Below are 23,896 nucleotides of genomic sequence, written 5' to 3' on the forward strand. Positions count from 1 at the left end.
ACTACCTCTTCATATCTTCATACTAGATCCTGAACCTAATCCTGACCCCTGCTTCTGATCAAGTTTTCTCCACCCAGTCTCGGGAAGGAACAGGGCCCCTAGAGCAGATAGCAGTGGAATGAATGTGAAAATCAACATAGAATTATATTCACCTAAGCCTGCCGACATTGCACTATATGCAATCGGAAACCCAAAAACGACAAGATTACTGATTCCTATAATAACAGCCATGGCTCCACCGATAAATTCCGCAGTTGCTCCTTCTAGCTCCATTGGTATGGTAATCATCACCGAAAACCAGGAAGCCATGCCAAAGCCAAAAATGCCCACGCTGAGATAAAGCAGTGGACCAAAAGGTAAAACAATGCAGCCTATTCCCCCAAGAACCATCAAAAGATGCATGGGCCAGGTAAACGGCTTGCGCAAACCTATAGCACTTGACGCAATCCCGCATGAGATGCTTCCGAAGGCTCCGATCAATGGTACGAATCCCGTTATGGAACTGGCCGTCGCTATATCAAGGCCTTTAACTTCCTGGAAAAACGAAGGCAAAAAGGTCATAAATCCCTGAAATGTCCATACAGCCCCACAGTGGGCAACAAATAAAAGCCAAACCTCCTTTTTCTTCAGGGCTAGGCTGAGTCCCACTCGTTTTTTTACCTTCGACTGTTTTTTTATTACTGATAACTCGTTCTTAGAATGTAATAAAGCTATCCAGACAAGGGCAATTACTAGAGCGCTTGCCCCATAAAGCGATGCCACAATGCGCCAGTTACCAAAAAAAACGAATAAAGGTATCGTGATCGCGAAAGCAATAGACATACTTAAATAGCCCATGGCCGAATAAAGGGAGTTCACAAACTGATGTTCCTTCGGGGGAAACCATTGATAGATTAACACAGATGCAGCAGGGGTTCCTATGCCCAAGCCCGCTCCGATAGCGATACGCATAACCATCAATAACAAATAGTCCCGGACAAAGAGTCCTCCGACCCCACCCAACCCAATCAAAACTGCCGAAAAAATCATCGCCTTCGTTGCGCCGAACCAGTCGATAATAAAACTACCGGCGAACATAAAAAGAGCCAGCATCAAGGAAATAATCGACATGAGAGCACCGGCTGAAGAATAGCCAATATTCAATTCCGTTCTAATTGTAGTCAACAACGGTGAAGGTCCAAACCAATTAAATGTGCTGGCTAATTGTAATAAAATAAGCATAATCAGTACTCCCCAGCGATACTTGGAGAAACCACTTTTAGACATAGATAATGCCATATCGATCCTTCCCGGCTCGTTCTGTTAAACAGCTCATGCGCCATATGAATTCTATGTCATAGTTCTGCAAATATTCCCCATTTCCTCTAATTCTTCCTTTAAAAACACTGTCCCTCTAACCACTCTACCAGCCTTTTTTCACGCAATAATTGCTTCCCTCCATCAGTCTCATAGTGGTCAAAATATGCTCCCCCTTTTATAAGCTCTTTCTCCCCTAATATAATCTCTACTATCACGTTGTATAAAATGTCGAATTTTGAATGCACCGTGTCGAATCGCGATGAGGCGTATCCGAAAGGAAGCATTAAACGGAGAAACTTCCCATAATCCACGTGAAAATTATGTAGAAATTCTTAACAATACTTAAAGTATTTAAGAAATTTGTCGATATATATATTAATATATCGAAATTGCGAACCCCCTAACTAACTTAAAAGGAGAATTCAAATGAAAAAACCCATGTTCAACCTGCAGTCTATTCGCACAAAGATTAGCTTACTGGCGATTGCTCTTCTTCTCATTCCGAGTATCGCTATAGCTATCTCATCGTACAAAACAGCTGCCAACCAAGTCGAAATGGATATGACAAACAATGCCAAAGACAAGGTCGCCCTCTTAGATTCAGTGATTACGAATTTTATGGACACGAAGTTGAAGGACACGGACTATATGTCCCACCTTGTTAGCGCAAAAAATCCAGGCAATCGAACTATACTCGACGATTTCGCTAAGACACATCCGGATCTCTTGAGCAGTTACCTAGGAACCAACGAAGGAGTTACCATTATATCCCCTCATGCTGACCTCCCTAAAGATTACGATCCGAGGCAAAGAACTTGGTATAAGATGGCTATGGAGAACAAAGGTAAGGTCGTCCTAACTCCACCCTATGTCGATGCCTCTACTGGGAGGATGGTCGTCTCAGCAGCTAAGGCCACCATCGATAATACCGGCGTTTTCGGCATAGATATAGATTTATTTACATTAGGGGAAGTCAGTAAAAACGTCGTTATCGGTCAAGCAGGGTATCCTATCATTACTGACCAAGCAGGACTCATTATTTACCATCCAACAGATGAGCTTGGCAGCCAAGGCCAAGGAACAAACTATGATTATATGGTCCAAGAGGAGTCCGGGCAACACGAATACCTTGAAAACAATACCGGCAAAGCAAAGCACATGGTATTTGCCACAAATAAACTTACAGGCTGGAAAGTTTCTGCGACAATGTATAACAGTGAATTCTCACAAGCAGCGAATGGTATCTTAGTAAATATTCTAATTGTACTTGTAGCTGCTATCTTATTAGGCTCTATCGCCATTTATTTTATAACGCGCTCAATCGTGAATCCTCTAAAATCACTGGCGACAGTATCCCAAAAAATCAGCGAAGGAAATCTAACTGAACGAGTCGAAGTGAAGAGCAAGGATGAAATCGGCAAAGTCGGAGATAACTTTAATCTTATGGCGGCATCTCTCCAAGAGATCTTAAAAGGTGTTGCCAATACCTCAGAGCAGGTCGCAGCTTCTTCAGAAGAGCTTACTGCCAGTGCCGGACAACATGCACAGGCTTCAACCCTAGTAGCGACAGCTGTTTCAGAAGTCGCCACAAGCTCAGTCCAACAGAGTGAGTCCATGACAGAAGCAGCAAAATCAGTTGAGCAAATCGTGGCTACGATTAAGCAAGTAGCTGTCAATACAAATGACATGGCTTTGTCTTCAAATCAGACTTCAGATGCAACAAAAAACGGACAAGAGGCACTGCAAAAGGCCATTCAACAAATGGGTCATCTCTCCGAAAGTACGAACATCGTTCACTCTAGTATTTCTGATTTAGAAGAAAGCTCCAAGGAGATCGGGGTCATCACCAATGTCATCTCCCAGATTGCTGATCAAACAAACTTACTCGCACTCAATGCAGCCATCGAAGCGGCTCGTGCTGGGGAAAACGGAAGAGGCTTTGCGGTAGTCGCTGATGAAGTGAAAAAACTAGCCGAACAATCTCAAGAAGCCGCAAAACAGATTAATGAGTTAATACAAAAGAATCAAGGAAATATTAGTCATGCCGTCAACTCCATGGAACAAGGCAGAATCGATGTAGACAATAGCATCCAGGTTGTTAACGTTGCTGGAGAGTCATTCGAAAAGATCATCCATCTGATTGATATCGTCGTAAAAGGTGTTCAAGAAGTGTCAGCGATGACCCAGCAAATTGAAGCGGATAGCCAAGAAGTCCTTGAATCCGTTAAGAATATGGATCGGATCAGTATAGAAAATACTCATCAAACTGAGAGCGTTTCTGCGGCCATTGAGGAACAAACAGCTTCAGTTGAAGAAATTGCAGCCTCCAGTCAGACTCTCGCAGAAATGGCGCAAGAACTTCAAACCTTAATTAGCAAATTTAGATACTAAGAAGATTTCATTTGTAGCTCTTAATCTACCAAATCTATATGGATCAGTTCAGTGACACTTGGGGAAGGCAGATTATATGAGATGCCTTCCCCTCGAGCATTAATCCAACAAAGTAGCCTATCCTCAAGCTACTTTGTTTTTGTTTATTTGTTTATTGTTTTTGCTTATTCGTGTATACCAAGGTAGACCGTCTGACCTACAAACCCTGACTCTAAGTCATCCCAAAACCTATCTGTTAACACTTCAGGATAGACGGTAATCTCTGAGCTTTTAATCTCTTCCTTGCTAAGAAACCGCGATTCCACAATGTACTGTTCTTCTAATTCAGGATCTATTCCAGTGACGATGTCATAGCTATCCACTTCTGCCGTAAAAAATAGCTCGACATGGTGCACCTGCTCAATGTGCCCCCCAATGAACTCCCTCACATAAACTAAGCTCCCTGGTTTACACACAATGCCACACTCTTCCTCTACCTCTCTGATCACCGCTTCAATAGCACTTTCGCCGTCTTCTAGCTTTCCCCCAGGTAATGTCCACCACGCTTTACCCCTAAACGGACTTCTGTGCAAGACAAGAAGCACTTCCTTTGCCTCATTAAGTATAATCGCTGCTGCCCTTACTCTAAATCTCATCTAAAAACCTTCCTTAATCCGGTTAAATCTTAAAACTCCCGTTCCCTATATTTCGTAAGGTACGAGAGCTTATGCTTGTAGATCAGATAGGGTATTCTTCCTCACCGACAAATACCAAATCACCTATCCGCTTATATTGTTTGAATAATCCTTTGGGCCGATAACCCTGAGCAAATTGGAGCCATGTATTGTCCTTGCTATAGACCTGATACAGGAGCCCATCCATGCGAACCCCTTTTAACCTTACAAATCCATCGTAACAAAGGATGATACGTTCCTGTTTAGATGCTTGATCGGCTGCATATTGTATAGCTTCATAAACTGCTTCACGGTATCCTTTTTCATTTGAAAATGTGGTCAACTTTTCATCTTCTGGTTGTCCCTCTAAAACATAGGGCTGAATTGCTGGTTCGCCACGTTTTCTTGCTTCCTCATCTATTTCGATAAGACTATACAGCTTCTTAACAATCCATTGATCCCTTTCGACATCAAATCCCTCTACGTTGCTCATTTTATGCCCTCCCTTAATTACCTAAATGCCATATTCTATCTTCTTCCAACAAACTCCTTCACAAGAATAAAAGTTGTTTAGATTCCTCGTCGCATTTATATTTCTTTCTAGTTTCCACCAAGGCTATTGACTATATTGATAACATAGGTTACTATTAACCTATGTTATTTGGGTAAAGGGGTGTCGTTATGTCAATTTCATTTGCAATACTTGGTATCCTCAGTTGGAAACCATCTACCGGATATGAACTAAAGAAGGTATTTCAGGATTCTTCCTTTATGTATTGGTCCGGTAATAATAATCAAATCTACAAAGCCTTGCTTCAGATGCAGGACGAGGGATTGGTTACTTCCGAAGTTATCCATCAGGATAGCGCTCCCTCTAAAAAATTATATCGGATAACAAACGACGGATTGACTGAATTAAAAGAATGGGTATTATCATCCCCAGAAGCTCCCGAATTTAAAAAAACATTTTTGATCCAGCTCGCCTGGTCGGACTTGCTTAACAATCACGAATTAAATGAATTGCTGTCAAGATATGAAGATACCATTAAGGTACAGTTGCTTTTAGAACAGGAAAAAAACAGGCGGTCTCTCAATTCACCCAACCGAAATAATCGGGAAACCTTTTTATGGAATTCGATCTATCAGAATTTAATAACCTCATATCAAGCTGAATTAGACTGGATCAACCAAGTCAGACAAAAACTATTTGAGAATGAAGTAATAGAGGAGGAAAAAAGAATGAACTATCAAGTGATTAGCAGAAATGATAAAAAATATTTAGAAATAATCTCTAATACCACTCCCCTGCGATCAGAAAGCGACGCTTTGGAACTGGTGGCTCTATGCGGTGAAAATGATACCAATCTGCTTATGATCCACTACGCTGCTTTGTCCGAAGACTTCTTCGAGCTCAAAACGAAAGTTGCCGGCGATATTCTTCAGAAATTAATGAATTACCGCATCAAAGCAGTCGCTATTATCCCCAGTGAAATCATCCAAAAAGGTAGATTTCGTGAGTTAGCTCTCGAAATGAACAAAGGCCAGCATTTCCGAATGGTCAACAGCAAAGATGAAGCGGAGGCATGGCTTCTACAATGAGGGGAGGGTGATTAATAATGGAGGAAGTATATAAATCCGAAGGCGGTAAACAAGAGATATTGGGAAAATACCGCGAAATGCTTGATGCCTGGCCCGTAAAGAACCGACAGTATGAAGTAGCAACAAGTTTCGGTCCCACGTTTGTAATTGAGTCCGGGGTTAGTGAAAACCCCCCTCTGATTCTACTGCACGGTAGTATGTCAAATTCTCTTACTTGGTATGGGGATGTGGTTACCCTAAGCAAGACCCATCATGTTTTCGCAGTGGATATGATTGGAGAACCCGGATTATCAGCTCCAAGCCGGCCAAGCTATGAGAGCGGTGCTTACCCCCTATGGTTAAACGAGATTTTTCTTGCCCTCGGTTTAAAGAGCAGCGCAATCGTCGGTCTATCATTGGGTGGCTGGATGGCTTTAAGCTTTGCTAGCCAATATCCCGAAAAGGTTGAGCAATTGGTTTTACTTTGTCCCGGAGGAATTGCACCTGTGAGTTTCGGATTATTGTGGAAATTCCTCTTTTTCTCACTGTTTGGGAAATGGGGTGAACAACAGATCCTCAAAATGTTAACCGGTGGGAAAGTGCCATTGGAAGTATCCCCTGGAATGGAAGAAGGCCTTGCTTTCACGATGCTGATCAATAAACACTTTAAGCCCCGTACAGCAAAATTACCCATTTACACTGACGAGGCTCTTTCAAAGCTATCCATGCCAATTCTTATCATTTGCGGGGAATATGATCAGCTAATACCAGCCCAGAAGAGCATTTCCCGACTTAAACAGCTAGCTCCACAAACCGAATCCGTGCTACTTCCTAATACCGGACATGTAGTCATCAATCAGGCTGAACGAATCTTGGACTTCTTGACTCCCCATACCAAAATAGTCTCATAGGTATTCTGTAGGAACCTAATATTCAGAGGCCGCCAAGATGGCGGCCTCTCTTATTTTTTGGGTGTGTAGTGATAAAAAACATCAATTACCCTCCCCTTATGGTTGAAGAGATAATCTCCGCTGAGTCACCTCTCCCGACAATTACTTGATCTACGTAATTAATAAATAATCCATGTTCGATTATCCCTGGTATCTCTTTTAACCATCCAGCTAACTTCGTAGGATTATTTAGCTCAGCTGAGTGTAAGTCAATGATGTAATTATTACTATCAGTAAGAAATGGCTTCCCGCTAATTAATCTAAGCACTGGGCCCATTCCCTCTAATTTCAATTTACTATAAACCTGTTTATAGCCAATGGGACTAACCTCTATTTGCAAAGGGGACTTTCCTAATCTTTTCACCATTTTGCTAGAGTCAACTACCCAGATAACTCTTTTGGATGCATGGGCTACTATCTTTTCGAAAAATAAAGCCCCGCCTCCACCTTTAATCCCGTTAAAGTCTTCATCTACCTCATCGGCACCATCGATAGTAATGTCGACACAACCTATGTCGTTTATGGATACAAGCTCTATTCCCAAGCTCTGTGCTAGCTCTGTTGTAGATTTAGAAGTCGAGACCCCCACAATATGGACCCCTTCACGGACCAACTCTGCAATTCTTCTGATTGAATAATATACTGTTGAGCCGGTTCCGAGACCAACTAGCATACCATTTTGTATGAACTCCGCTGCTTTCTCTCCTGCCACTTGCTTTTCATTCACAAAAAACACCTCAAAACCAATCTTCGGTAGCCAATTCACACAGCATTAAGGACTCCCGCTGCGCCCTAGGTACTCAACTCAACTAATTCAACCCATTTAATTCTTCTATGGCCTTATCAAATACTAGCTTCCATTGTTCAACCCGAAAAGCCGGAGAAAATGGGTTAATCTTGCTCCCTCAAATTTGGCACCAGTGCAAAATTTGGCCTACACCTAGGCGATCACACAGCGTCCCACCACATGCATTATCCTCTATGTTGTGGCGAAAGCCTTGTTACACGATGCCGGACTTTCCCAAATTCAGAGGTCACCATACGACGGCACCTTAAGCCTAATAAACTTTATAATGTTCCTCAAGTTTATCCAGACTAGTGTAATATTCTCCTTCATCTAAATATCCGTCTTGCTTTAATCCATCTAACATTTTCTTATATTTCTGATACAGCTCGTGGTTTTCATTTTTATCAGCTTTCTTCTTGCGCATCTCGATTATTTCTTCAAGTTGAGAATTACTCAATACCTCTATGTCTCTCATCTTAATCAATCCTGATTCATTTTCCTTCGCAAATAATTTCTCATCATCTTTATTTATGCTTGATCTCCTATATACTCGTTCTAATCTATAAAGACCGGGACTTAAAACTCCTACTAATCCAAACAAATACGCATAGATTTCTGCCCCACCAATGATTCCTCCAATGTTCAGACCTATGAACCCCATTATTAGTGAGAGCACTATTAAAACCATATTTAATCACCTTTTCAATAAGTTCTCTAAACTCTCTTTGAAATCTCTATATACTAGATTGCGTCGCTTGCAAATACAAATTGCACATCATTTCCAAGGAGTGAATAATACTCCATCAACTCAAGGGTTCTCTCACGAACTCTTCCTTTAATTGCCTGTGGCATCTGGACTCTACCCTGGCTACCGAAAACTGGGCCTGAGTCTCGCAAATTAAACACTTGGTTAACGAATTCCGATTCTTTCATATGATGCTGTAACCAACCCTTTTGTGACTCGATCAATACCTCTTTCTCTTCTGGGTTCAACTTTGTGAGTAGCTTATTATATATAGCATTCAACTCTGCATCCCACAATTTAATATACTTTGACTCAAGCTCAACCTGAGCTAACGTTGAAAAGTTTTTGGATTGATTCAACTCTTTGAATTCAACTACATAACTGTGATCAATCGGATTGTTATTTAGTTTGTCTACGAGCTCACCCGTCATATCATATACTCCATAATTACCAGAACCATTAACTTGAACTCGCTCACCATTGACTACTTGTTGATTTACCTCTGACGAGAGACTATCGTTTTGGGCCGATGCTTTACCACCTGTGACTTTTCCGCATGATACAATCAAAAAACTGATAGCAATCAGAATGCACACTCTAATAATTCTTTGCATAGAAATCCTCCTATGAAAACATTTTATGCGACCCGACAGGCCTATTACGTCCGACGTTTTCGCCATTCCAGCAGCTTCATTTTACATTCATATTTTCTAAGTAACTGAGATAGACGCTAGTTAAATCTTTAGTTAGTTATCTGATGGTCGGCTCCCCATAGGAATATCCGAATAATTATATTTCCAGTTTGCAAAATTACGTAATAACGCATAAACTGTAAATACAAAGTACTGAAGGGGTGATATCATGTCAGCTATCTCCCATAAAATCTTCGTTCAAAAACGAAACCTTATAAGCCTACCAAGGGATATTAGAGAAAAGCTCAATATTTCTGAAGGTGATGTTCTCGACATTAGGATGGATGACAATAAAATCATCATTGAACCTATGAAACTAGTCCCCTCTGTCCAAGCATACTTTTGGACTGATAAAACACAAAATGATATGCTCGAGGCTAAAAATGATATTGAATCCGGTAACGTCCGTGAATTTAATACAATTCGCGAATTCCTTGACGGTATCGAACAATGACTAGGCGCTTCCGATCTACCCGAAAATTTGATAAGCAATTTGGGCAGTTGAACTCGAAAACGCATAGTAACTACTTCGACAAGGCTCTCCCGATTCCTACCTTAAAGTACAAATTATTCCAAATAATAAAAATAAGCTTTGCCTAAATCACCTTAGGCAAAGCTTATTGCGTATCACGAATTAAGCTGTTGCTCCAGTCTCCTGAAGCCTAAATACATGGCGATCCGCCATGGGAAGATCATGCTCAAGGCCAGGATGAAAAAGATTCCGCTCATCTGAGCGGGCTCGATGAGGATCACATCCGGCAAGATCATCTTCCCGATGATGCGAATCACCACTAAGCCGAACAACACCACTAGGAACAACTTCGAGCGCTGGAGATAGATTTGATTGTCCCGGACTTCGAACTTGGAGGTTTTAATCAAGAGTATCGAGAAGAGCATCCCCAGCATCACCGCGCAGATTAACTCGGTCAGGGTAGGACGGAACATGGGCAGGAGGAACATACTCGTACCTGTCGCCATGAACAGGGGAGGCAAAATAAGCTTCTTGGCTTCTACAGGTTTACTCATGTTTTTTGCTCGGATCAGATTGACCATAACGACCATCATCACGGATACCACGATGGAGCCTGTCATTAAAATCTCTTTTGTCAGCATAGCAACAATCTCTAATCCCTTTCTAGATATCTTTCTTTGAGAACTTCCAGGTGGCGAGAGCCACAAAGGTCAGCATGTAGAGGGCGATGTACAAAAACATCCATGTGCTGGCTGGTTGACCACTTCCGGAAAGACTGGCTGCAGACATGGCACTTCCCGCCAGTTGCGAATTAGGGACCATGACTCTCTCCATGCTGGTGTAGATGGTTTGGAAAGGAGAGATTAGGCTGATAAAGATTCCCGTGCTGATGATGGAGTCGCTATTCAAATAGCCCCCTATCATCTCAACCATGCCACCCACATTCCCTAAAATGTAGATAAAGATGACCGCGATGCCATTAGCCACTGCCTTTAAGGATACTGAGCCGTAGACCGTGAGGCAGAGCAGTGCCACCGGTATTAGTAGATAGAGTAACCAGCCCTTGAGAATCTGTGCAAAGGTCAGGCTTAGAATCGTATCAAGACCATAGAAGGAGCCGATCGCTAAGATCAAGGCAAAAAGCACTGTCGCATAGAGGCTGGCTAAGATGACCAAGCCAAAAAGCTTGCCCAGAATGTATTCATAGCGCTGAATTGGACGGGCCAGAATACCATGGATTAGTCCAGATTCCAGCTCGGAGGCGATGGCCCCGGAGCCCAACATAATGGTGAGCAAGGCAATCAGCATCGAGGAAAATTGAAAGCCCATTCGTGTGACCATTTGCATGGCAAAGGGGCGAAATTGCTCTTGCCCCATCCCATGGGTCACTGAGGAATTAGGAAAATAGTTGAGCATAATAGTCCAGAATACCAAGTAAAGAAGAGATACGATCCCCATCACGATAAAAGTTCTTTTACGAATGGCTTCTTGAAGTGTCGTAACAATAATCGCAGTGATGGCTTATTCCTCCTCTCCCACAAGCTGCATAAACACCGTTTCTAGGGTCTCATGGTGAGGAGTCATTTCATATAGGGTTGCTCCTTGGGCTATCAGACGGTTGGCAAGAGTCGGAATTTCTTCGTAGTCGCGGAGAACGACGTGGAAGGTGTCCTCACCTATCCGTTCCACTAATCGTTTCCCCTTACCGAATTTATCTTGTGAATCTAACTTACCTAACTTATCAGGCTCAGCTAGGTCAACGTGCCCACTGTGCTCTCCCAGCTCACCGTGATTATCTAGTTCATCCAACTTGTCGAGCTCAAATTGCTCACTCAGCCTACCTAGCTTCCCCTGTTCACTCTGCTTAACTATGCTCATCAAACTCTCTTCGCTCACACCCTTCGCCCGCAGAGTTAGGGAAATCTCACCCATGAGCAGCTCTTCCATAGAAGCGGATTTCACGATCTTGCCCTTATGGATAAAGGTCACACGGTCGCAGACCGCTTCCACCTCACTGAGTAGATGGCTGTTGAGAAACACGGTGGCTCCTTCATTTTTGAGGGAAAATATGATGTCCCGTACCTCTTTACGTCCGATAGGATCGAGAGCCGAGGTTGGTTCGTCAAGAAAAATCAGCTGGGGTTCAGGGAGCAAGGCACAGGCCAAGCCAATGCGCTGTTGCATCCCTTTGCTATAGGAACCCACCTTATACTTCTCCTGTCCTTCGAGACCCACGAGCTGCAAAACCCTCTGGATTCTCTCGTTTTTATTCTTAAGACGGCTTAACTGAGCGTGAAAGTTCAGGAGGTCCAAGCCCGTCATCCAGTCCTGATAACGAAAGAGTTCCGGAAGATAGCCGAGCTTTTCGCGGGCTGTCACATCTCCAAGTGGCTTCCCTAAAACAGTTCCCCCTCCGGAGGTGGGAAAAATTAGACCCAGGAGCATTTTTATACAGGTACTCTTTCCCGCTCCATTACGACCGAGAAAACCATATACCTGCCCCGCTTCCACTTCCAGATTGATGAGGTCACAAGCGGTCTTGTTGCCATAGACTTTAGTCAAGCCCTCTGTTTCGATGATCATTAACGAACGCTCCTAGCGATTTTTGCCAGCTCAGCATCCGTCTTATTACCCGTTAGGGTATAGAGGTTGCCATCCTTGGTCCAAATCAGCATGGAAGCTTTCTCATAATCTATAGCGGATATATCTTCCATCGCCTTTTTATGGGCCTCCAAGAGGGCTGTATATTGATCTTCACCGTGCTTAGCAATAAATTGTGCTTTGAATTCGGCTACCTTAGCTTCATCAACTTTTCCCTGAGCATGGTCTAGATACTTGCTTGAGGCTTCCGTTCCGGTCTGGGTCATGGGCATATCTTGAGAAAAGCTCTCCATCATACCCTTCAAATCGGCTAAGGTATAGATATAGCCCTTTTGATTGCCCAAGTCCACTTCGCGACCAAAACCTTCGAAGACAGGCAGATAAATATGGTTGCTATCTGATTCAGTCTCCGCTAATTGCTGACGCAGATGGGTGGGAAGGACCGGCAGATTCAGCATTACCTCCCGCAATTCTGTCTTGGCCGCTTCGGGAGCGTCCAGATGGGACTTTTGTGAAGCTGTGAAAAGGACATCTTCATACTTCACCAAAGCCGCGCCGGAAGACTTTAAGGTCATCTCCACCTTGTCAAGTGCAGGGGTCAGCTGTTTGGGACTTTTCAAAGTAGTCAGCACCCCGTTGATTCCCTGTACATCCAGAGTGAATTTGAATTCACTGGCTTCGAGGGCTGAGATTGCCGGAGTCTGTCCCTCCAACTCCTTAGGCAAGCGCAGTCTGAAGGCCTTGAAATCCTCCGCCTTTTCCAGCTCTCTTACCTGATGCTGTGGTTGAGATATGACATTGATGAGGGACTTATGTTCAATCCCCTCACCCTTTAATCCCGCGGGGTACTTTGCCTTGAGCTCCTTTTGGAGATTAGCTACGTTTTGCATGCCTTCTTGCAGGTCGGCTAGTGTGATCTGAATGGTCTGCACATCATTGACTCGAAAAACTGATAATACCTCCGTGGCTAGAGTTTGGACGGGTTTTACAAAAGCAACCAGCGCTAAGGCGGAAGCTATGGAAACTGTGATAAGAAGCTTTTTCTTCATGGATGAAATCCCTCCGTTTCTTAATGGGTCAAGTGTAGTTTAGCCCCGGAATATGACCTGAATGTGTCCTGAATGCGTCCAATTGAAATTTTATAGACTATTGTAGTATGCTTGACTTGAAGAAAGCGAAATGTATCATTAAGCAGTGAGTGACTGTCAAGTAGTTAAACTAAATAGTTGCAATGAAAAATAGAAGTCTTAATCAAGTCATACTGAGGTCATACTGAGGTCATACTGAGGTCATACTGAGGTCATACTGAGGTCATACCGAGGTCATACTGAGGTCATACTGAGGTCACACAAGCTAGGTACACTGAAATTGACATCATCAACTATTTAATGTACCAGTCTTAATATCAATACTCACTACTTATATTTTTCATTTATCTTTGCACTAATAGGTTGGCATCAACCGAAATAGATCTTACACTGCTACATTTTTTATCTACATATTAAAGTAACGTTTTCCCGTGATGGAGGGTGCAGATTATGTTTCATATACTGATCGTCGAAGATAATGCTAATATTCGAAAGCTGATGGCCGCTCGCCTGGAGCAGGAAGGCTATGTCATCTATCAGGCGGAGCATGGGCGAAAAGCCTTAGAAATTCTTGATATACAGCATATTGATTTAATCATCTGCGATATTATGATGCCTCAGATGGATGGTTATCAGCTTACTCAAATCCTGCGGGAGGCGGACTACACCGCACCCATCCTCATGGTCACTGCTAAGGAAAGCTTTGAGGATAAAAAGAAAGGCTTCCAGTTGGGTTCGGATGATTATATGGTCAAGCCTATTAATCTGAACGAGCTGGTCCTTAGAGTTGCCGCCCTACTTCGGCGTGCCCGCATCTCTACGGAACGCAAAATCACCTTGGGGGATATTGTCCTCGATTATGATACCCTGACTGTCACCACCAAGGATACAGTCTATGAGTTACCCAAAAAAGAATTCTATCTATTGTTCAAGCTCTTGAGCTATCCGAAGCAGATTTTTACCCGCCAGCATTTATTAGACGAGATTTGGGGGATGGATACGGATGTGGACGAGCGAACTGTGGACAGCCACATTAAAAAGCTGCGCAAGAAATTTGAAGACCTGGAAGAATTCAAGATCATCACCATCCGGGGCTTAGGATATAAGGCGGAGAAGAAAGTATGAAAAATTTTACAACGTCCATACGGGCGAAATTCACCCTCTTATTTATCGGGATTCTATGTTTATCCTGCCTCGTTTCCTTAGGCTTTATGATTGTCGCGGCCTATCATCTTCATAGGTTAGGCACCATCAGCCACCAAGGAAGCATGGTTTTTCTTTTAACAGCGACGGTCGTTCTTTGTGCGGTTATCGGTTCAACACTGATGGTTTTCGCCTCAAAATATTTCTCAGGCCCGATTAAGCTTATCAGCGACAGCACCAAGGAAGTCGCTAAAGGGAATTTTGATGTGGAGATTCAGTATAAGAGTCAAGATGAGGTCGGTACTCTAGCTAAGAATTTCAACCTCATGACCCAGGAGCTCCGGAGCATGGAATATCTCCGCAAGGATTTTATCAGCAATGTCTCCCATGAGTTTAAGACTCCCATCGTGTCTATTCAAGGCTTTGCCGAAATGATCAAGGACGAGAACCTCCCTCGAGATAAATTCGAGGAATACACCGATATTATCATTCAAGAATCGCGCCGACTGAACAACCTTTCCGCGAATATGCTGCGCTTGTCCAAGCTCGATTATCAGGTGATTCCCGATAAAAAAGTCAGCTTTCCACTGGACGAACAGATCCGCAAAACCATCCTCCTCTTAGAGGAGCATTGGTCGGCCAAGAATATCAACCTAGAGATCGATTTGGCAAAAGTCAGCTACGAAGGGGATGAGGACCTAATCCAACAAATCTGGATCAACCTCATCGGCAATGCCATTAAGTTCTCCCATCCTGAAGGGTCAATCACCATTACTCTGCAGGAAACCTCGGATTCTCTCATGGTGGTAATCAAAGATGAAGGAATCGGCATGACCCAGGAGATTCAGCCTCATATCTTTGACAAGTTCTATAAAAGCGACACCTCTCGCTCAGAAGCCGGCAATGGTCTGGGACTGGCCATTGTCAAAAGGATCGTGGAGATCTGCCAAGGAACCATCACCTTTACCAGTGAGGAGGGTTTGGGTACAAGTTTTCACGTCACCCTGCCCAAATCTTTGAAGACCTCCTTGCCGTCGAAGTAGGAATGTAAAGGCTTAGAAAACAACTTTCTTTATGGTATGATTTACTAAAAGGTTTTCACCTTGTAGTGATGTTTGTGAAGGAGTTTGAAGCTATGAACTATATCAATATGACAAGAGAACAGCTTCTGGAGCGTATCGAAGCGCTTGAGCTACTGACTCGTGAATTGCTAAGGGAAAAGGAGCAGGAAACTACGCTGGAATATGCTTGGAGCGGCAATCTTGGACATTGGTATTGGGATATCAAGACAAATACTGTGACATTTAATCCACTTAAAGTAACTAATTTGGGCTATGACAAAAACGAAATACCGGAACATGTTACTTATCAGTTCTTCACTGAAAAACTTCATCCAGACGATTTCCAAAAGACAATGGATGCTATGCTCAACCACTTACATGGAAAAGCCAATGTATATGAGGTTGAATATCGTATTCTTGCTAAGGATGGAAAATATAGATGGTATTATGATCGCGGCAAAATAACAGTATATGACGATAGTGGCAAACCAAAACATCTTGCCGGAATTGTTTTTGATATTACTGAAAAGAAAGAATTGGAGATGGAACTACAGATCAAAAATCAGATTCTAGCTGAGCGGGCCAAAATTGATGGACTAACAAATCTTAATAATCATCGAACACTGATAGATCGCTTAAAATCAGAGATAGCTGATGCGAGCAGAATGGATAAGCCTTTATCTATAGCTATTTTTGACATAGATGATTTCAAAAAAGTAAATGACTGTAAAGGCCACATCTGTGGGGATCAGGTCCTCATTGATGTTGCCGCTCTCTTTAAGAAAAGCATAAGAGATACCGATTTTGCAGGAAGATATGGCGGAGAGGAGTTCATGGTTATATTTCCGAATACCGATCTAGCCAAAGCTATAAAAATATCAGACCGAATCAGACAGTCTGTTGAATGTCATCCCTTTGTAAACGGTTTAAAAGTAACAATAAGTGGCGGCGTAAAGCAGTACGAAGGAGAAAATCTTACAGAGCTTATTCATTCTGCCGATATAAAGTTATATGAAGCCAAAAGGAAGGGGAAAAATAGGATAGAACCAATCGATTGATCAAAGGGCAACATCAACACGAAACTTAGCTTTCTGTTGATGTTGCCCTTTACTACTGCTATTGTGGCTATCTTTATTCATTTTCTACTTTTGTTCAGCTACTACTTTTACTTCGCCGTCGGATCTTCCATAATCCCCATAAACAATGGCATATTGGTCTCCCAATCGACAATGGCGTAGACAAAAGGTCGATCAAATACGACCTGAGTAAGATCGATGGGGGCGCTGGTCATCTCCATTCCTACTCCTGTTACGGCAGCAGCCTCCGTGCCCTTCTCATCCACTTTGATAAAGGTCTTATGCTTTACTTCCCCGATGAAGAGCTCCTTGATATGTTGCTTACTCATCAAGGAGAAATCTGCCTGATTAGGATCAAAAGCAATTCCCATGCCTAAAGTAGCCAGCTCATCCCTCATCTCATTCTCATAACTGCTCTCAAATTTCGGCAAGGAGAGCTCAACGTTCTTCATTTCTTTGCTATTGATTAATTTAAACAGATCGGTGACCATTAGCTGATCAATAAACTCCCGGGGAGATTGGTCTGACTCAGGTAATATCCCGACAAAAGCATAGCGCTCATCCACATAGGGTAAAATGACCCCGGTCGCTTCTTTCCCTTGGAAATAATCGATATTGCCCCGTCGGTTCATAAAGGGGGCTTCGACACTGCCAGTGGGGGTAGTGAAGTTTCTGGGGTGAGTTTTATCCGCGGTAAACTGATCCTTCCAGTCCCCTTTGAAGTAGATGGCATTGATCAGATACATCATTAATTCCTCATCCATCTCCTCGATGATCTTATCGATGGTCCCTTCGGTCTTCTCCTTCACCCATTTATTGATTGCCTTAGGTGCTGAGGGATCATTAAAATCAAGGGTGCTTATTCCCGCTTGATAATAGTCCCCATTGGTCTGTAAAAACTTCTGGTCCGCCTCGTAGCCCTCCCGAATCCAAATGGAGTTGGCGATCCGCACCGTGACCTTACTCTCCTTATTCATCAAGGAATTGCTCCAGGTGGCGAGACCGACGTTAAAATCCTCTAGCTTTAGGTTTTGAGCAGACAGCGCCTTGAGCATCGCCTCCTTGGTTGCTCCCTCGGCTCCATTTAAGGTCATCCCTAAGGCGAGGTAAATCGAGGGGGCTGAGATCATCACATTCCCCTCATTTTTCTTGCTCTCCTTAAATACATTCCAAGTAAAGTCCACCAAAGCTCGGTTTAACTCGCCATCCATCTTAGGCGGTAGCTGGACATTGTTTCCCTTGATTCCCTTCATCAAATCTCCAGACCCAACCGCTGAATTCGTGGCACAGCCGGTCAGCGTCATCCCTAGCATTAATGCAACTAATAGCCAAGTAATTATAAAATGTTGTTTACGTTTCATAGACTTCGCCCTCCTTTAGGTGTTAAGACGTGAATGCGGGGCAAAACTTGGCAAGAAAGATTACAATTAGGCATATTCCGTAACCGTAAAGGGTTCACGGCGGGGATAAGTATAGCCCAGGTCGTGAACCCTAATTTTGTGACATTAGAATTAGTTGATTCTTATTGCACAACTAGCTGTAGAATTTTATCCTTCTACATTGACATCCTTTTCGACATAAGGAATATTGGTCTGCAAAAGAAAATACCCAATTACACCATAAAGCCTAAGGTTTAACATTCATTTAACTCTATAAGTTAAGGAATAATACTAATAGGTTAACAAAAGGAGGTTTTACTATGCTAAGGCGTCGTGTTGATCCTGGTCCGTTTAGCTTTATGCAAGGAGGATGGTTTGCTTTACATGCCCTCACTATTGCAGGTTCTATATATGTAGGAAAAACCCTTGAAAAAAGAAAGGACGACCCACTCAGACATCGTTAGAAAAATCAAAGACACTGGGGTATATAAATAATTCCCCAGTGTCTTTATTTGATGTGACGAAGCCAAATATGACGAGAGCCTATATCATGAAGGGTTAACCCAGGAGAACTGGCTGGCATCTTCATCGAAGATCTCCAAATCCGAGGGAATTCGAATCAGAATCCCTCGTGCGCCCATGACCATCGAGCTGCCTTCGTTGAGATTTCGAGGCTCTGGATGGAATTGACTCACGGTAAAATTGTCACTAAAATTCTTAAATGCGATCCTTTGCCGGTCAAGGGAGGCATCTGTGGCCGAAGCTTCGATCTTGAGTATCCCCTCTTCTAAGGATATCCTAGGCGGGGCAACCAGCTTGGTGTAGTCAATGGACTTGCCATCAGCGGTCCTGACATAATGAGGCGCAACATAGGTATTGACTTCGATGACACCATCGGCACTAGCCTTGCGCTCCATATAGATTTGCTCATAGCCCGTATAGCCAATGTTCCTGATTTTTAATTGAGGTGCATTTACTTCTTCTACCTTATAGGTCAACGTACCGTTCTTATATACCCCATCTCGATCCTCGAAGCGCCCACCCTCGGGAAGATGATATTCCCAACCATCCCCTGACCAATTACTGGGAGCTTCTGCTAATAATTCCTTACCGTTTGCATTAGGTGATTGAAAGCCTTTACTTTGATCCAAATAAGGCGCGAAGAGAGCCAAGAGCACCAGCACACCGAAGTAGACACCTGCCACTAGCAGATTATTCTTCCATTTATTCCTTTTATTCAGCTTTGGATTTATGTCCATCATCTTTTTACCTCCGTTCGCTGAGAGATAAGAATACTTAGCCCAAAAAGAAGAATAATGCTGCCGATCACTTTACCCACAAAGAGTCCCAAGGAGCTTTCCCTAAAATAAAAGTTCAGGAGATTGCCAATTTGAAACGCGAAGATGCGAATAAAGCCAAAGCCAAAAGCGAAGAGAGTGATCCAGAGAATGATCCCCAGTTTCTTGCTCAAGGACAGGCTAATCGTCTGAATAAAATAGGCAGTTGCCCCAAAGAGTAGTAGATACAAAAAGGCGACCAAGGAGCCCAGCAGGAGATCCCCGGGTACTATCTGCAACCCACCAAAGAGAAATTCCGATTCTTCAAGGGTCATGAGTATGAGAACACGTTGGGGAATAGCCATTAAAGTCGAGGTTATTCCAGCGAAGGCAGCGTAGGTAAATATAAGCAGGATATTCGAGAGATGACTGGTGACTCGATTGTTTACTACAGAAAACTCTATGCTTTGATATGGTTGGGAAACCAGAAAGGAAGCGACTACCACCATCCAAATAAACGAGAAGATTAAGAAGATCTCTCCGGAATACGAGTTGACAATGACCTGCAGAAATTCATTACTTGAAGACATACTGCTACGGGTGCCTAGGGAAAACAGGATACTCAGCATTTGGATAACAACGAGAATAAAGACCAAGCCTGAATGTCCCTTGAGTTTATATAGATACTGCTTTGCGATAATCTGCTGCAAGCTGACAGGGGCCAACCTAACCTCGCTTAAAGACATCATCGATTCCTCCTTTGGTTTTGGCTGTGAGGTAATTACAGAGATCATCCAGCGCTATGGGCATCACTTCCACATCCTGCCGCCGAATCCGCTCATAACCGACTGCGAGATTCTCTGCCTTGACTACCACGTAGAGACTTCCTTTGGCAAACTCCTCGCGGCGAAGAATCCCTTCCTCCGGTGTGTCTCCCCGTAGGTGTCCTCGCAGGAGGGCCTCGATGGCCTGGGCGTTACCACGAAAGCCCAAGGCGTATTGCTTCATATCTAGGGTAGACATCTGCAATTTCTTTGTTCCTTGATCTAAGAGAAGAATATCCTCTAAAATGTCTTCCAGCTCACCTAACAAATGGCTGGATAGAATCACGGTGCGGGGGTACTCTATATAATCCTTAAGCAAGGCTCGGTAAAAATCCTTACGCACCGCCGAATCCATACCGGTGGTAGGCTCATCCATGAGGGTTAACGGACACCGCGAGGCGATCCCGATAACGGCCTGAAAAGTGCTTTTGCTTCCTTTAGAGAGATTGCTGTGACACTGATGGGGATTAAGCTGGAAATAATCAAATAAGCCCTGGGCAATCGATTGGTTCCAGTTGGGATAAAATGTAGCAACCTCTTTTAATATATTCTGCAAAGTGAAGGACTCCGGAAAGGTCATGCTGTCATTGACGAAGATCGTGTTTCCAGCAATTACTAGGTTGTCGAAGGGCCTTTGGTCAAATACCTTAAGCTCTCCCCGAGTAGGCCTAAGATGACCGGCAATCATCTTTAAAAGGGTCGTCTTCCCCGCGCCATTTCTGCCGATGAGACCAGTGATCGTATTCGCTTCAATCGAAAAGGACAAATCCTGAATCGCATGGAGCTCCCCATAGGCCTTAGTTAGGTGCAAACCTTCTATTTCACTCATCTTTCCCCATCCCCTCCCTCATAAATTTCTTCCCTGGCCTGCTTCATCATCTGGAGCAATTCCTTCTCCTGTACCCCTAAACGTTGGGCCTCGGCCACCAAATCCTTGACCATCTGACCAAGGACCTGCTGCTTGCGCTTGGTCAAGATATATTCCTTCGCCTGAGTAGACACGAACATGCCAAGACCCCGCTTCTTGTATACCATGCCTTCGTCTGCCAGAAGATTAAGTCCTTTGGCAGCTGTAGCAGGGTTAATGGTAAACATCTCCGCCAGTTGATATTGAGAATAGACTCGCTCATCTTCAGCCAGCTGGCCGCTCAATATTTCTGCCTCCAACCACTCGGCAATTTGCACATAGATTGGTTTAATGCTATCCGGTTTAAAAATCATGAACCTACCTCCTTCATTAGGAGTCCATTAGTGCATTAGTTATGTAATGTACTATGGTTATAGTTTATGCTCTAGTGACCTTTTTGTAAAGGCTTTTTGTTCGAAAGGCTTTTTTGTTAGGTTTCCTATGACCACCCCGTGGATAACTCAACTAAGGCTTCCGCTCGTTCCTCTCACAAGACAAGTTTCCTATATCACTATGTAGGATTTTAGGATGGTACAAACGAATTATTAGATTAGATCAATGTTAGACTAATCTGTCTATTCTCTTTTATATCAATCTTTCAATCTTCTATATCAGCCTTATATTTTCATTTCATATTCAGCTTTTAATCATTAGGTCATGAACGATCATGCAAAAAAGGAGGCGATGCCAATGGCAATAAAATACACAGTTTGCCCCCATGACTGTCCGGATGTCTGTGCTTGGGAGGTTGTGGTAGATGATGGTGGGAAATTAACAAAGATTAAGGGTGACCCCAGTCATCCTGTAACGCAGGGCACCATCTGCGAGAAAACTAAATTCTATGGGTCGAGAGTATACGGGGAAGACCGTGTCCTTTACCCCCATCGGCGGATCGGTAAAAAAGGAAGCGGTGAGTTTCAGCGCATTTCTTGGGATGAGGCTTTAACCGAGATTGCCGAGCGTTGGCAGGCTTTAATCCAGAAGCATGGAGCAGAATGCATTTTGCCCTATTCCTACGCAGGAAATATGGGCATAGTGAATAAGCTGGGGATGGATCGGCGCTTTTTTCATCGAATGGGAGCCTCCAGGCTAGAACGGACGATTTGTTCTGCGGCGGGGGTCAAGGGCTATTCCTTAGTTTACGGTGAAGCACGAGGGATTAACCCGGTGGAGAGTGCAAAGGCCAAGCTGATTCTCCTTTGGGGTGTCAATGCCCTATCTACAAATATGCACCAAGCCTTGTTGACTGATCAGGCTCGCAAAAACGGCGCTCGTGTCGTTTGTATCGATGTTCATCGCAACTCTACTGCGAACTGGGCAGATGAATTTTATCATATTTTACCGGGCTCCGATGGAGCCTTAGCCTTGGGAATCGCCCATATTCTGTTTAGAGATGGGCTAGTAAACAACGCTTGGGCAGAAAAGCACGTCAAAGGGCTGAAGGAATTTGCGGAGCACGTTAAGGCTTATCCACCAGCGAAGGTGGCTGACTTAACTGGGCTTACCATCGCCGAACTGGAACGTCTCGCCCACCTTTATGGGGAGACTCAGGCAAGCTATATCCGGATTGGCAATGGTCTACAGCATCATGACAATGGAGGAATGGTCGTTTGGGCCATCGCCTCCTTACCTGCCTTAACCGGGGCTTGGGCCGTGCCAGGGGGCGGTGCGATTCGCAGCAACGCCGGTTGGTTCCCCTTGAACAGCAAGCTTGTGGAAAGACCTGACCTGCAGCCAACCCCTACCCGTTTGATTAATATGATGCAGTTGGGGAGAGCTTTGACCGAACTAGATCCTCCTGTACATTCCGTGTATATCTATTCCACGAACCCCATGGTAGTCGCACCGGAACAAGAGTTAGTACGTAAGGGTTTAGAACGGGAGGACCTGTTCACTGTGGTTCATGAACAGATCTGGACTGATACCGCCCGTATGGCTGATATCGTGCTGCCTGCTACCACTCATCTTGAAAATCAAGACCTCTATGCCTCTTACTGGCAATGCACCCTGCAATGGGCCGAACCCGTCTTGGAGCGGCAAGGTGAGAGTAAGCCGAATGTCGAGGTCTTTGCAGAGCTGGCCCAGCGAATGGGCTTTACGGAGAGCTGTTTCAAGGATACCGCTGAGGATATTGCCGCTCAGGCCATAGATCTACCGTATTGGCACGAGCAAGGGATTAGCTTGGACCGGGTTCGCAAGGAGAGATTTGTAGAGTTAAAGGTGCCCGCACTCCCCTATGCCCACGGCAAGTTTCCTACCTCTTCGGGTAAAGCGGAAATCTATAGTGAAAAAGCAGTTGAAATGGGTTTCGCTCCCCTGCCGATTCATACTCCTTTGGTGGAAGGCCCGGAGACCGCCAGCGAAAAATACCCCCTGACTTTAATGGCCGGCCCCAATCGACAATTCCTTAACTCTTCCTTCGCCAACCTACCCAGTCTCCGGGCCAAGGCAGGCCGACCGGAGCTGGAAATCCATCCCGAAGATGCTGCCAAAAGGGGCATCCAAACTGGGGATTTAGTCGAAGTCTTCAACGATCGGGGTAGTTGTAGGCTTCACGCCTTAGTAAAAGACACTGTCCTTCCGGGAGTCGTGGCTACCACAGGGCTATTTTGGACCAAGAACTATGTGGATGGTCGCGGCATAAACTCTCTAACCCCCAGCCGCCTCTCAGATATGGGCAATGGCGCTACCTTTTTCTCGAACTTAGTGGAAGTCCGTCCTTGTTCCAACGTTTGCTCCCGATCTCTTACAAAGCACAATTTATCTAACGAGTTTCACTAGCTTTCTAACTGGTATACGTAACATATATAGATAAAGCCGATTGATCCAGTATGATATGATCCTCCTAAAGTAGACCATGGAAATATCCAAATCTACTTTAGGAGGATATTTTCATGTCCAAATCACCGCATAGTGCCGAATGGAAATTAAAAGTTATTGAAGAATATCTATCCGGGCTAGGTTCATATGAAA

The 23,896-nt window shown here is 44.0% G+C and carries 24 protein-coding genes; 9 read left to right on the forward strand and 15 right to left on the reverse strand.

Annotated elements, in window-relative coordinates; translation table 11 throughout:
- Window positions 1-9: 9 nt before the first annotated feature.
- Window positions 10-1,278, reverse strand: a complete 1,269-nt coding sequence (locus AAC978_RS09645; protein ID WP_341547822.1) for an MFS transporter — start codon at window positions 1,276-1,278, stop codon at window positions 10-12.
- A gap of 447 nt (window positions 1,279-1,725) precedes the next feature.
- Between AAC978_RS09645 and AAC978_RS09650 the strand changes: the two genes are divergently transcribed.
- Entirely contained in the window at window positions 1,726-3,690 is a 1,965-nt protein-coding gene (locus AAC978_RS09650; RefSeq protein WP_341547823.1) for a methyl-accepting chemotaxis protein, read from the forward strand.
- A 164-nt stretch (window positions 3,691-3,854) separates the two neighbouring features.
- Here AAC978_RS09650 and AAC978_RS09655 read toward each other — a convergent pair whose 3' ends face one another.
- Window positions 3,855-4,325, reverse strand: a complete 471-nt coding sequence (locus AAC978_RS09655; RefSeq protein WP_341547824.1) for an NUDIX hydrolase — start codon at window positions 4,323-4,325, stop codon at window positions 3,855-3,857.
- Between the two features lie 82 nt (window positions 4,326-4,407).
- On the reverse strand, window positions 4,408-4,836 hold the full coding sequence (locus AAC978_RS09660; protein WP_341547825.1) for a hypothetical protein: 429 nt from the start codon (window positions 4,834-4,836) through the stop codon (window positions 4,408-4,410).
- A gap of 188 nt (window positions 4,837-5,024) precedes the next feature.
- Here AAC978_RS09660 and AAC978_RS09665 point away from each other — a divergent pair, with 188 nt between their 5' ends.
- Both AAC978_RS09665 and AAC978_RS09670 read left to right on the forward strand, forming a co-directional pair.
- Window positions 5,025-5,942 carry a DUF4180 domain-containing protein gene (locus AAC978_RS09665; RefSeq protein WP_341547826.1) on the forward strand — a complete coding sequence of 306 codons (918 nt, stop codon included), beginning with the start codon at window positions 5,025-5,027 and terminating at the stop codon, window positions 5,940-5,942.
- Between the two features lie 17 nt (window positions 5,943-5,959).
- Window positions 5,960-6,832, forward strand: a complete 873-nt coding sequence (locus tag AAC978_RS09670) for an alpha/beta fold hydrolase (RefSeq protein ID WP_341547827.1) — start codon at window positions 5,960-5,962, stop codon at window positions 6,830-6,832.
- A gap of 85 nt (window positions 6,833-6,917) precedes the next feature.
- Here the strand turns inward: AAC978_RS09670 and rpiA are convergent, their stop codons facing one another.
- The 3 genes from rpiA to AAC978_RS09685 form a co-directional block, all read right to left on the reverse strand.
- Window positions 6,918-7,637 carry a ribose-5-phosphate isomerase RpiA gene (gene rpiA, locus AAC978_RS09675; RefSeq protein WP_341547828.1) on the reverse strand — a complete coding sequence of 240 codons (720 nt, stop codon included), beginning with the start codon at window positions 7,635-7,637 and terminating at the stop codon, window positions 6,918-6,920.
- Between the two features lie 292 nt (window positions 7,638-7,929).
- Window positions 7,930-8,346: a hypothetical protein gene (locus AAC978_RS09680; RefSeq protein ID WP_341547829.1), complete on the reverse strand. Its 417-nt coding sequence runs from the start codon at window positions 8,344-8,346 to the stop codon at window positions 7,930-7,932.
- A 53-nt stretch (window positions 8,347-8,399) separates the two neighbouring features.
- Window positions 8,400-9,017, reverse strand: a complete 618-nt coding sequence (locus AAC978_RS09685; protein WP_341547830.1) for a lysozyme inhibitor LprI family protein — start codon at window positions 9,015-9,017, stop codon at window positions 8,400-8,402.
- A 247-nt stretch (window positions 9,018-9,264) separates the two neighbouring features.
- Between AAC978_RS09685 and AAC978_RS09690 the strand changes: the two genes are divergently transcribed.
- Window positions 9,265-9,549 (forward strand): AbrB/MazE/SpoVT family DNA-binding domain-containing protein, encoded by a 285-nt coding sequence (locus AAC978_RS09690; protein ID WP_341547831.1) that lies wholly within the window; start codon window positions 9,265-9,267, stop codon window positions 9,547-9,549.
- Window positions 9,550-9,722: 173 nt separating this feature from the next.
- Here AAC978_RS09690 and AAC978_RS09695 read toward each other — a convergent pair whose 3' ends face one another.
- From AAC978_RS09695 to AAC978_RS09710, 4 genes are read right to left on the reverse strand one after another with little or no spacing between them, the layout of a single operon-like run.
- Window positions 9,723-10,208: a cytochrome c biogenesis protein CcdC gene (locus AAC978_RS09695; RefSeq protein ID WP_341547832.1), complete on the reverse strand. Its 486-nt coding sequence runs from the start codon at window positions 10,206-10,208 to the stop codon at window positions 9,723-9,725.
- A 22-nt stretch (window positions 10,209-10,230) separates the two neighbouring features.
- Entirely contained in the window at window positions 10,231-11,085 is an 855-nt protein-coding gene (locus AAC978_RS09700; protein WP_341547849.1) for an ABC transporter permease, read from the reverse strand.
- Window positions 11,086-11,088: 3 nt separating this feature from the next.
- Window positions 11,089-12,150, reverse strand: coding sequence for an ABC transporter ATP-binding protein (locus AAC978_RS09705; RefSeq protein WP_341547833.1), 1,062 nt, complete (start codon window positions 12,148-12,150; stop codon window positions 11,089-11,091).
- Window positions 12,150-13,217: a DUF4367 domain-containing protein gene (locus AAC978_RS09710; protein WP_341547834.1), complete on the reverse strand. Its 1,068-nt coding sequence runs from the start codon at window positions 13,215-13,217 to the stop codon at window positions 12,150-12,152. The genes AAC978_RS09705 and AAC978_RS09710 overlap by 1 nt, the downstream gene beginning before the upstream one ends.
- Window positions 13,218-13,706: 489 nt before the next feature.
- Between AAC978_RS09710 and AAC978_RS09715 the strand changes: the two genes are divergently transcribed.
- The 3 genes from AAC978_RS09715 (at window position 13,707) to AAC978_RS09725 (ending at window position 16,518) form a co-directional block, all read left to right on the forward strand.
- Window positions 13,707-14,381 carry a response regulator transcription factor gene (locus tag AAC978_RS09715; protein ID WP_341547835.1) on the forward strand — a complete coding sequence of 225 codons (675 nt, stop codon included), beginning with the start codon at window positions 13,707-13,709 and terminating at the stop codon, window positions 14,379-14,381.
- Window positions 14,378-15,442, forward strand: a complete 1,065-nt coding sequence (locus AAC978_RS09720) for a HAMP domain-containing sensor histidine kinase (RefSeq protein WP_341547836.1) — start codon at window positions 14,378-14,380, stop codon at window positions 15,440-15,442. The genes AAC978_RS09715 and AAC978_RS09720 overlap by 4 nt, the downstream gene beginning before the upstream one ends.
- Window positions 15,443-15,534: 92 nt before the next feature.
- On the forward strand, window positions 15,535-16,518 hold the full coding sequence (locus tag AAC978_RS09725; protein WP_341547837.1) for a sensor domain-containing diguanylate cyclase: 984 nt from the start codon (window positions 15,535-15,537) through the stop codon (window positions 16,516-16,518).
- A gap of 107 nt (window positions 16,519-16,625) precedes the next feature.
- On the opposite strand, the gene AAC978_RS09730 is transcribed toward AAC978_RS09725, so the two are convergent.
- On the reverse strand, window positions 16,626-17,897 hold the full coding sequence (locus tag AAC978_RS09730; RefSeq protein WP_341547838.1) for a serpin family protein: 1,272 nt from the start codon (window positions 17,895-17,897) through the stop codon (window positions 16,626-16,628).
- A 338-nt stretch (window positions 17,898-18,235) separates the two neighbouring features.
- Between AAC978_RS09730 and AAC978_RS09735 the strand changes: the two genes are divergently transcribed.
- Entirely contained in the window at window positions 18,236-18,379 is a 144-nt protein-coding gene (locus AAC978_RS09735; RefSeq protein ID WP_341547839.1) for a hypothetical protein, read from the forward strand.
- 84 nt (window positions 18,380-18,463) lie between these two features.
- Here the strand turns inward: AAC978_RS09735 and AAC978_RS09740 are convergent, their stop codons facing one another.
- Genes AAC978_RS09740 through AAC978_RS09755 form a run of 4 tightly spaced genes read right to left on the reverse strand, consistent with a single transcriptional unit; the run spans window position 18,464 to window position 21,237 of the window.
- Window positions 18,464-19,177, reverse strand: a complete 714-nt coding sequence (locus tag AAC978_RS09740) for a hypothetical protein (RefSeq protein ID WP_341547840.1) — start codon at window positions 19,175-19,177, stop codon at window positions 18,464-18,466.
- Window positions 19,174-19,941: a hypothetical protein gene (locus AAC978_RS09745; protein ID WP_341547841.1), complete on the reverse strand. Its 768-nt coding sequence runs from the start codon at window positions 19,939-19,941 to the stop codon at window positions 19,174-19,176. Before AAC978_RS09745 ends, AAC978_RS09740 begins: the two co-directional genes overlap by 4 nt.
- Complete coding sequence (locus tag AAC978_RS09750) at window positions 19,919-20,845, reverse strand: ABC transporter ATP-binding protein (protein ID WP_341547842.1); 927 nt, start codon at window positions 20,843-20,845, stop codon at window positions 19,919-19,921. Before AAC978_RS09750 ends, AAC978_RS09745 begins: the two co-directional genes overlap by 23 nt.
- The gene (locus tag AAC978_RS09755; protein ID WP_341547843.1) at window positions 20,842-21,237 is read right to left on the reverse strand and encodes a GntR family transcriptional regulator; all 396 of its coding nucleotides are present in this window, start codon (window positions 21,235-21,237) and stop codon (window positions 20,842-20,844) included. The genes AAC978_RS09750 and AAC978_RS09755 overlap by 4 nt, the downstream gene beginning before the upstream one ends.
- Before the next feature lie 376 nt (window positions 21,238-21,613).
- Here AAC978_RS09755 and AAC978_RS09760 point away from each other — a divergent pair, with 376 nt between their 5' ends.
- Window positions 21,614-23,704, forward strand: a complete 2,091-nt coding sequence (locus tag AAC978_RS09760) for a molybdopterin-containing oxidoreductase family protein (protein ID WP_341547844.1) — start codon at window positions 21,614-21,616, stop codon at window positions 23,702-23,704.
- Window positions 23,705-23,896: the final 192 nt, after the last annotated feature.

The organism is Desulfitobacterium sp. THU1, from assembly GCF_038181555.1.
Taxonomy (GTDB): domain Bacteria; phylum Bacillota; class Desulfitobacteriia; order Desulfitobacteriales; family Desulfitobacteriaceae; genus Desulfitobacterium.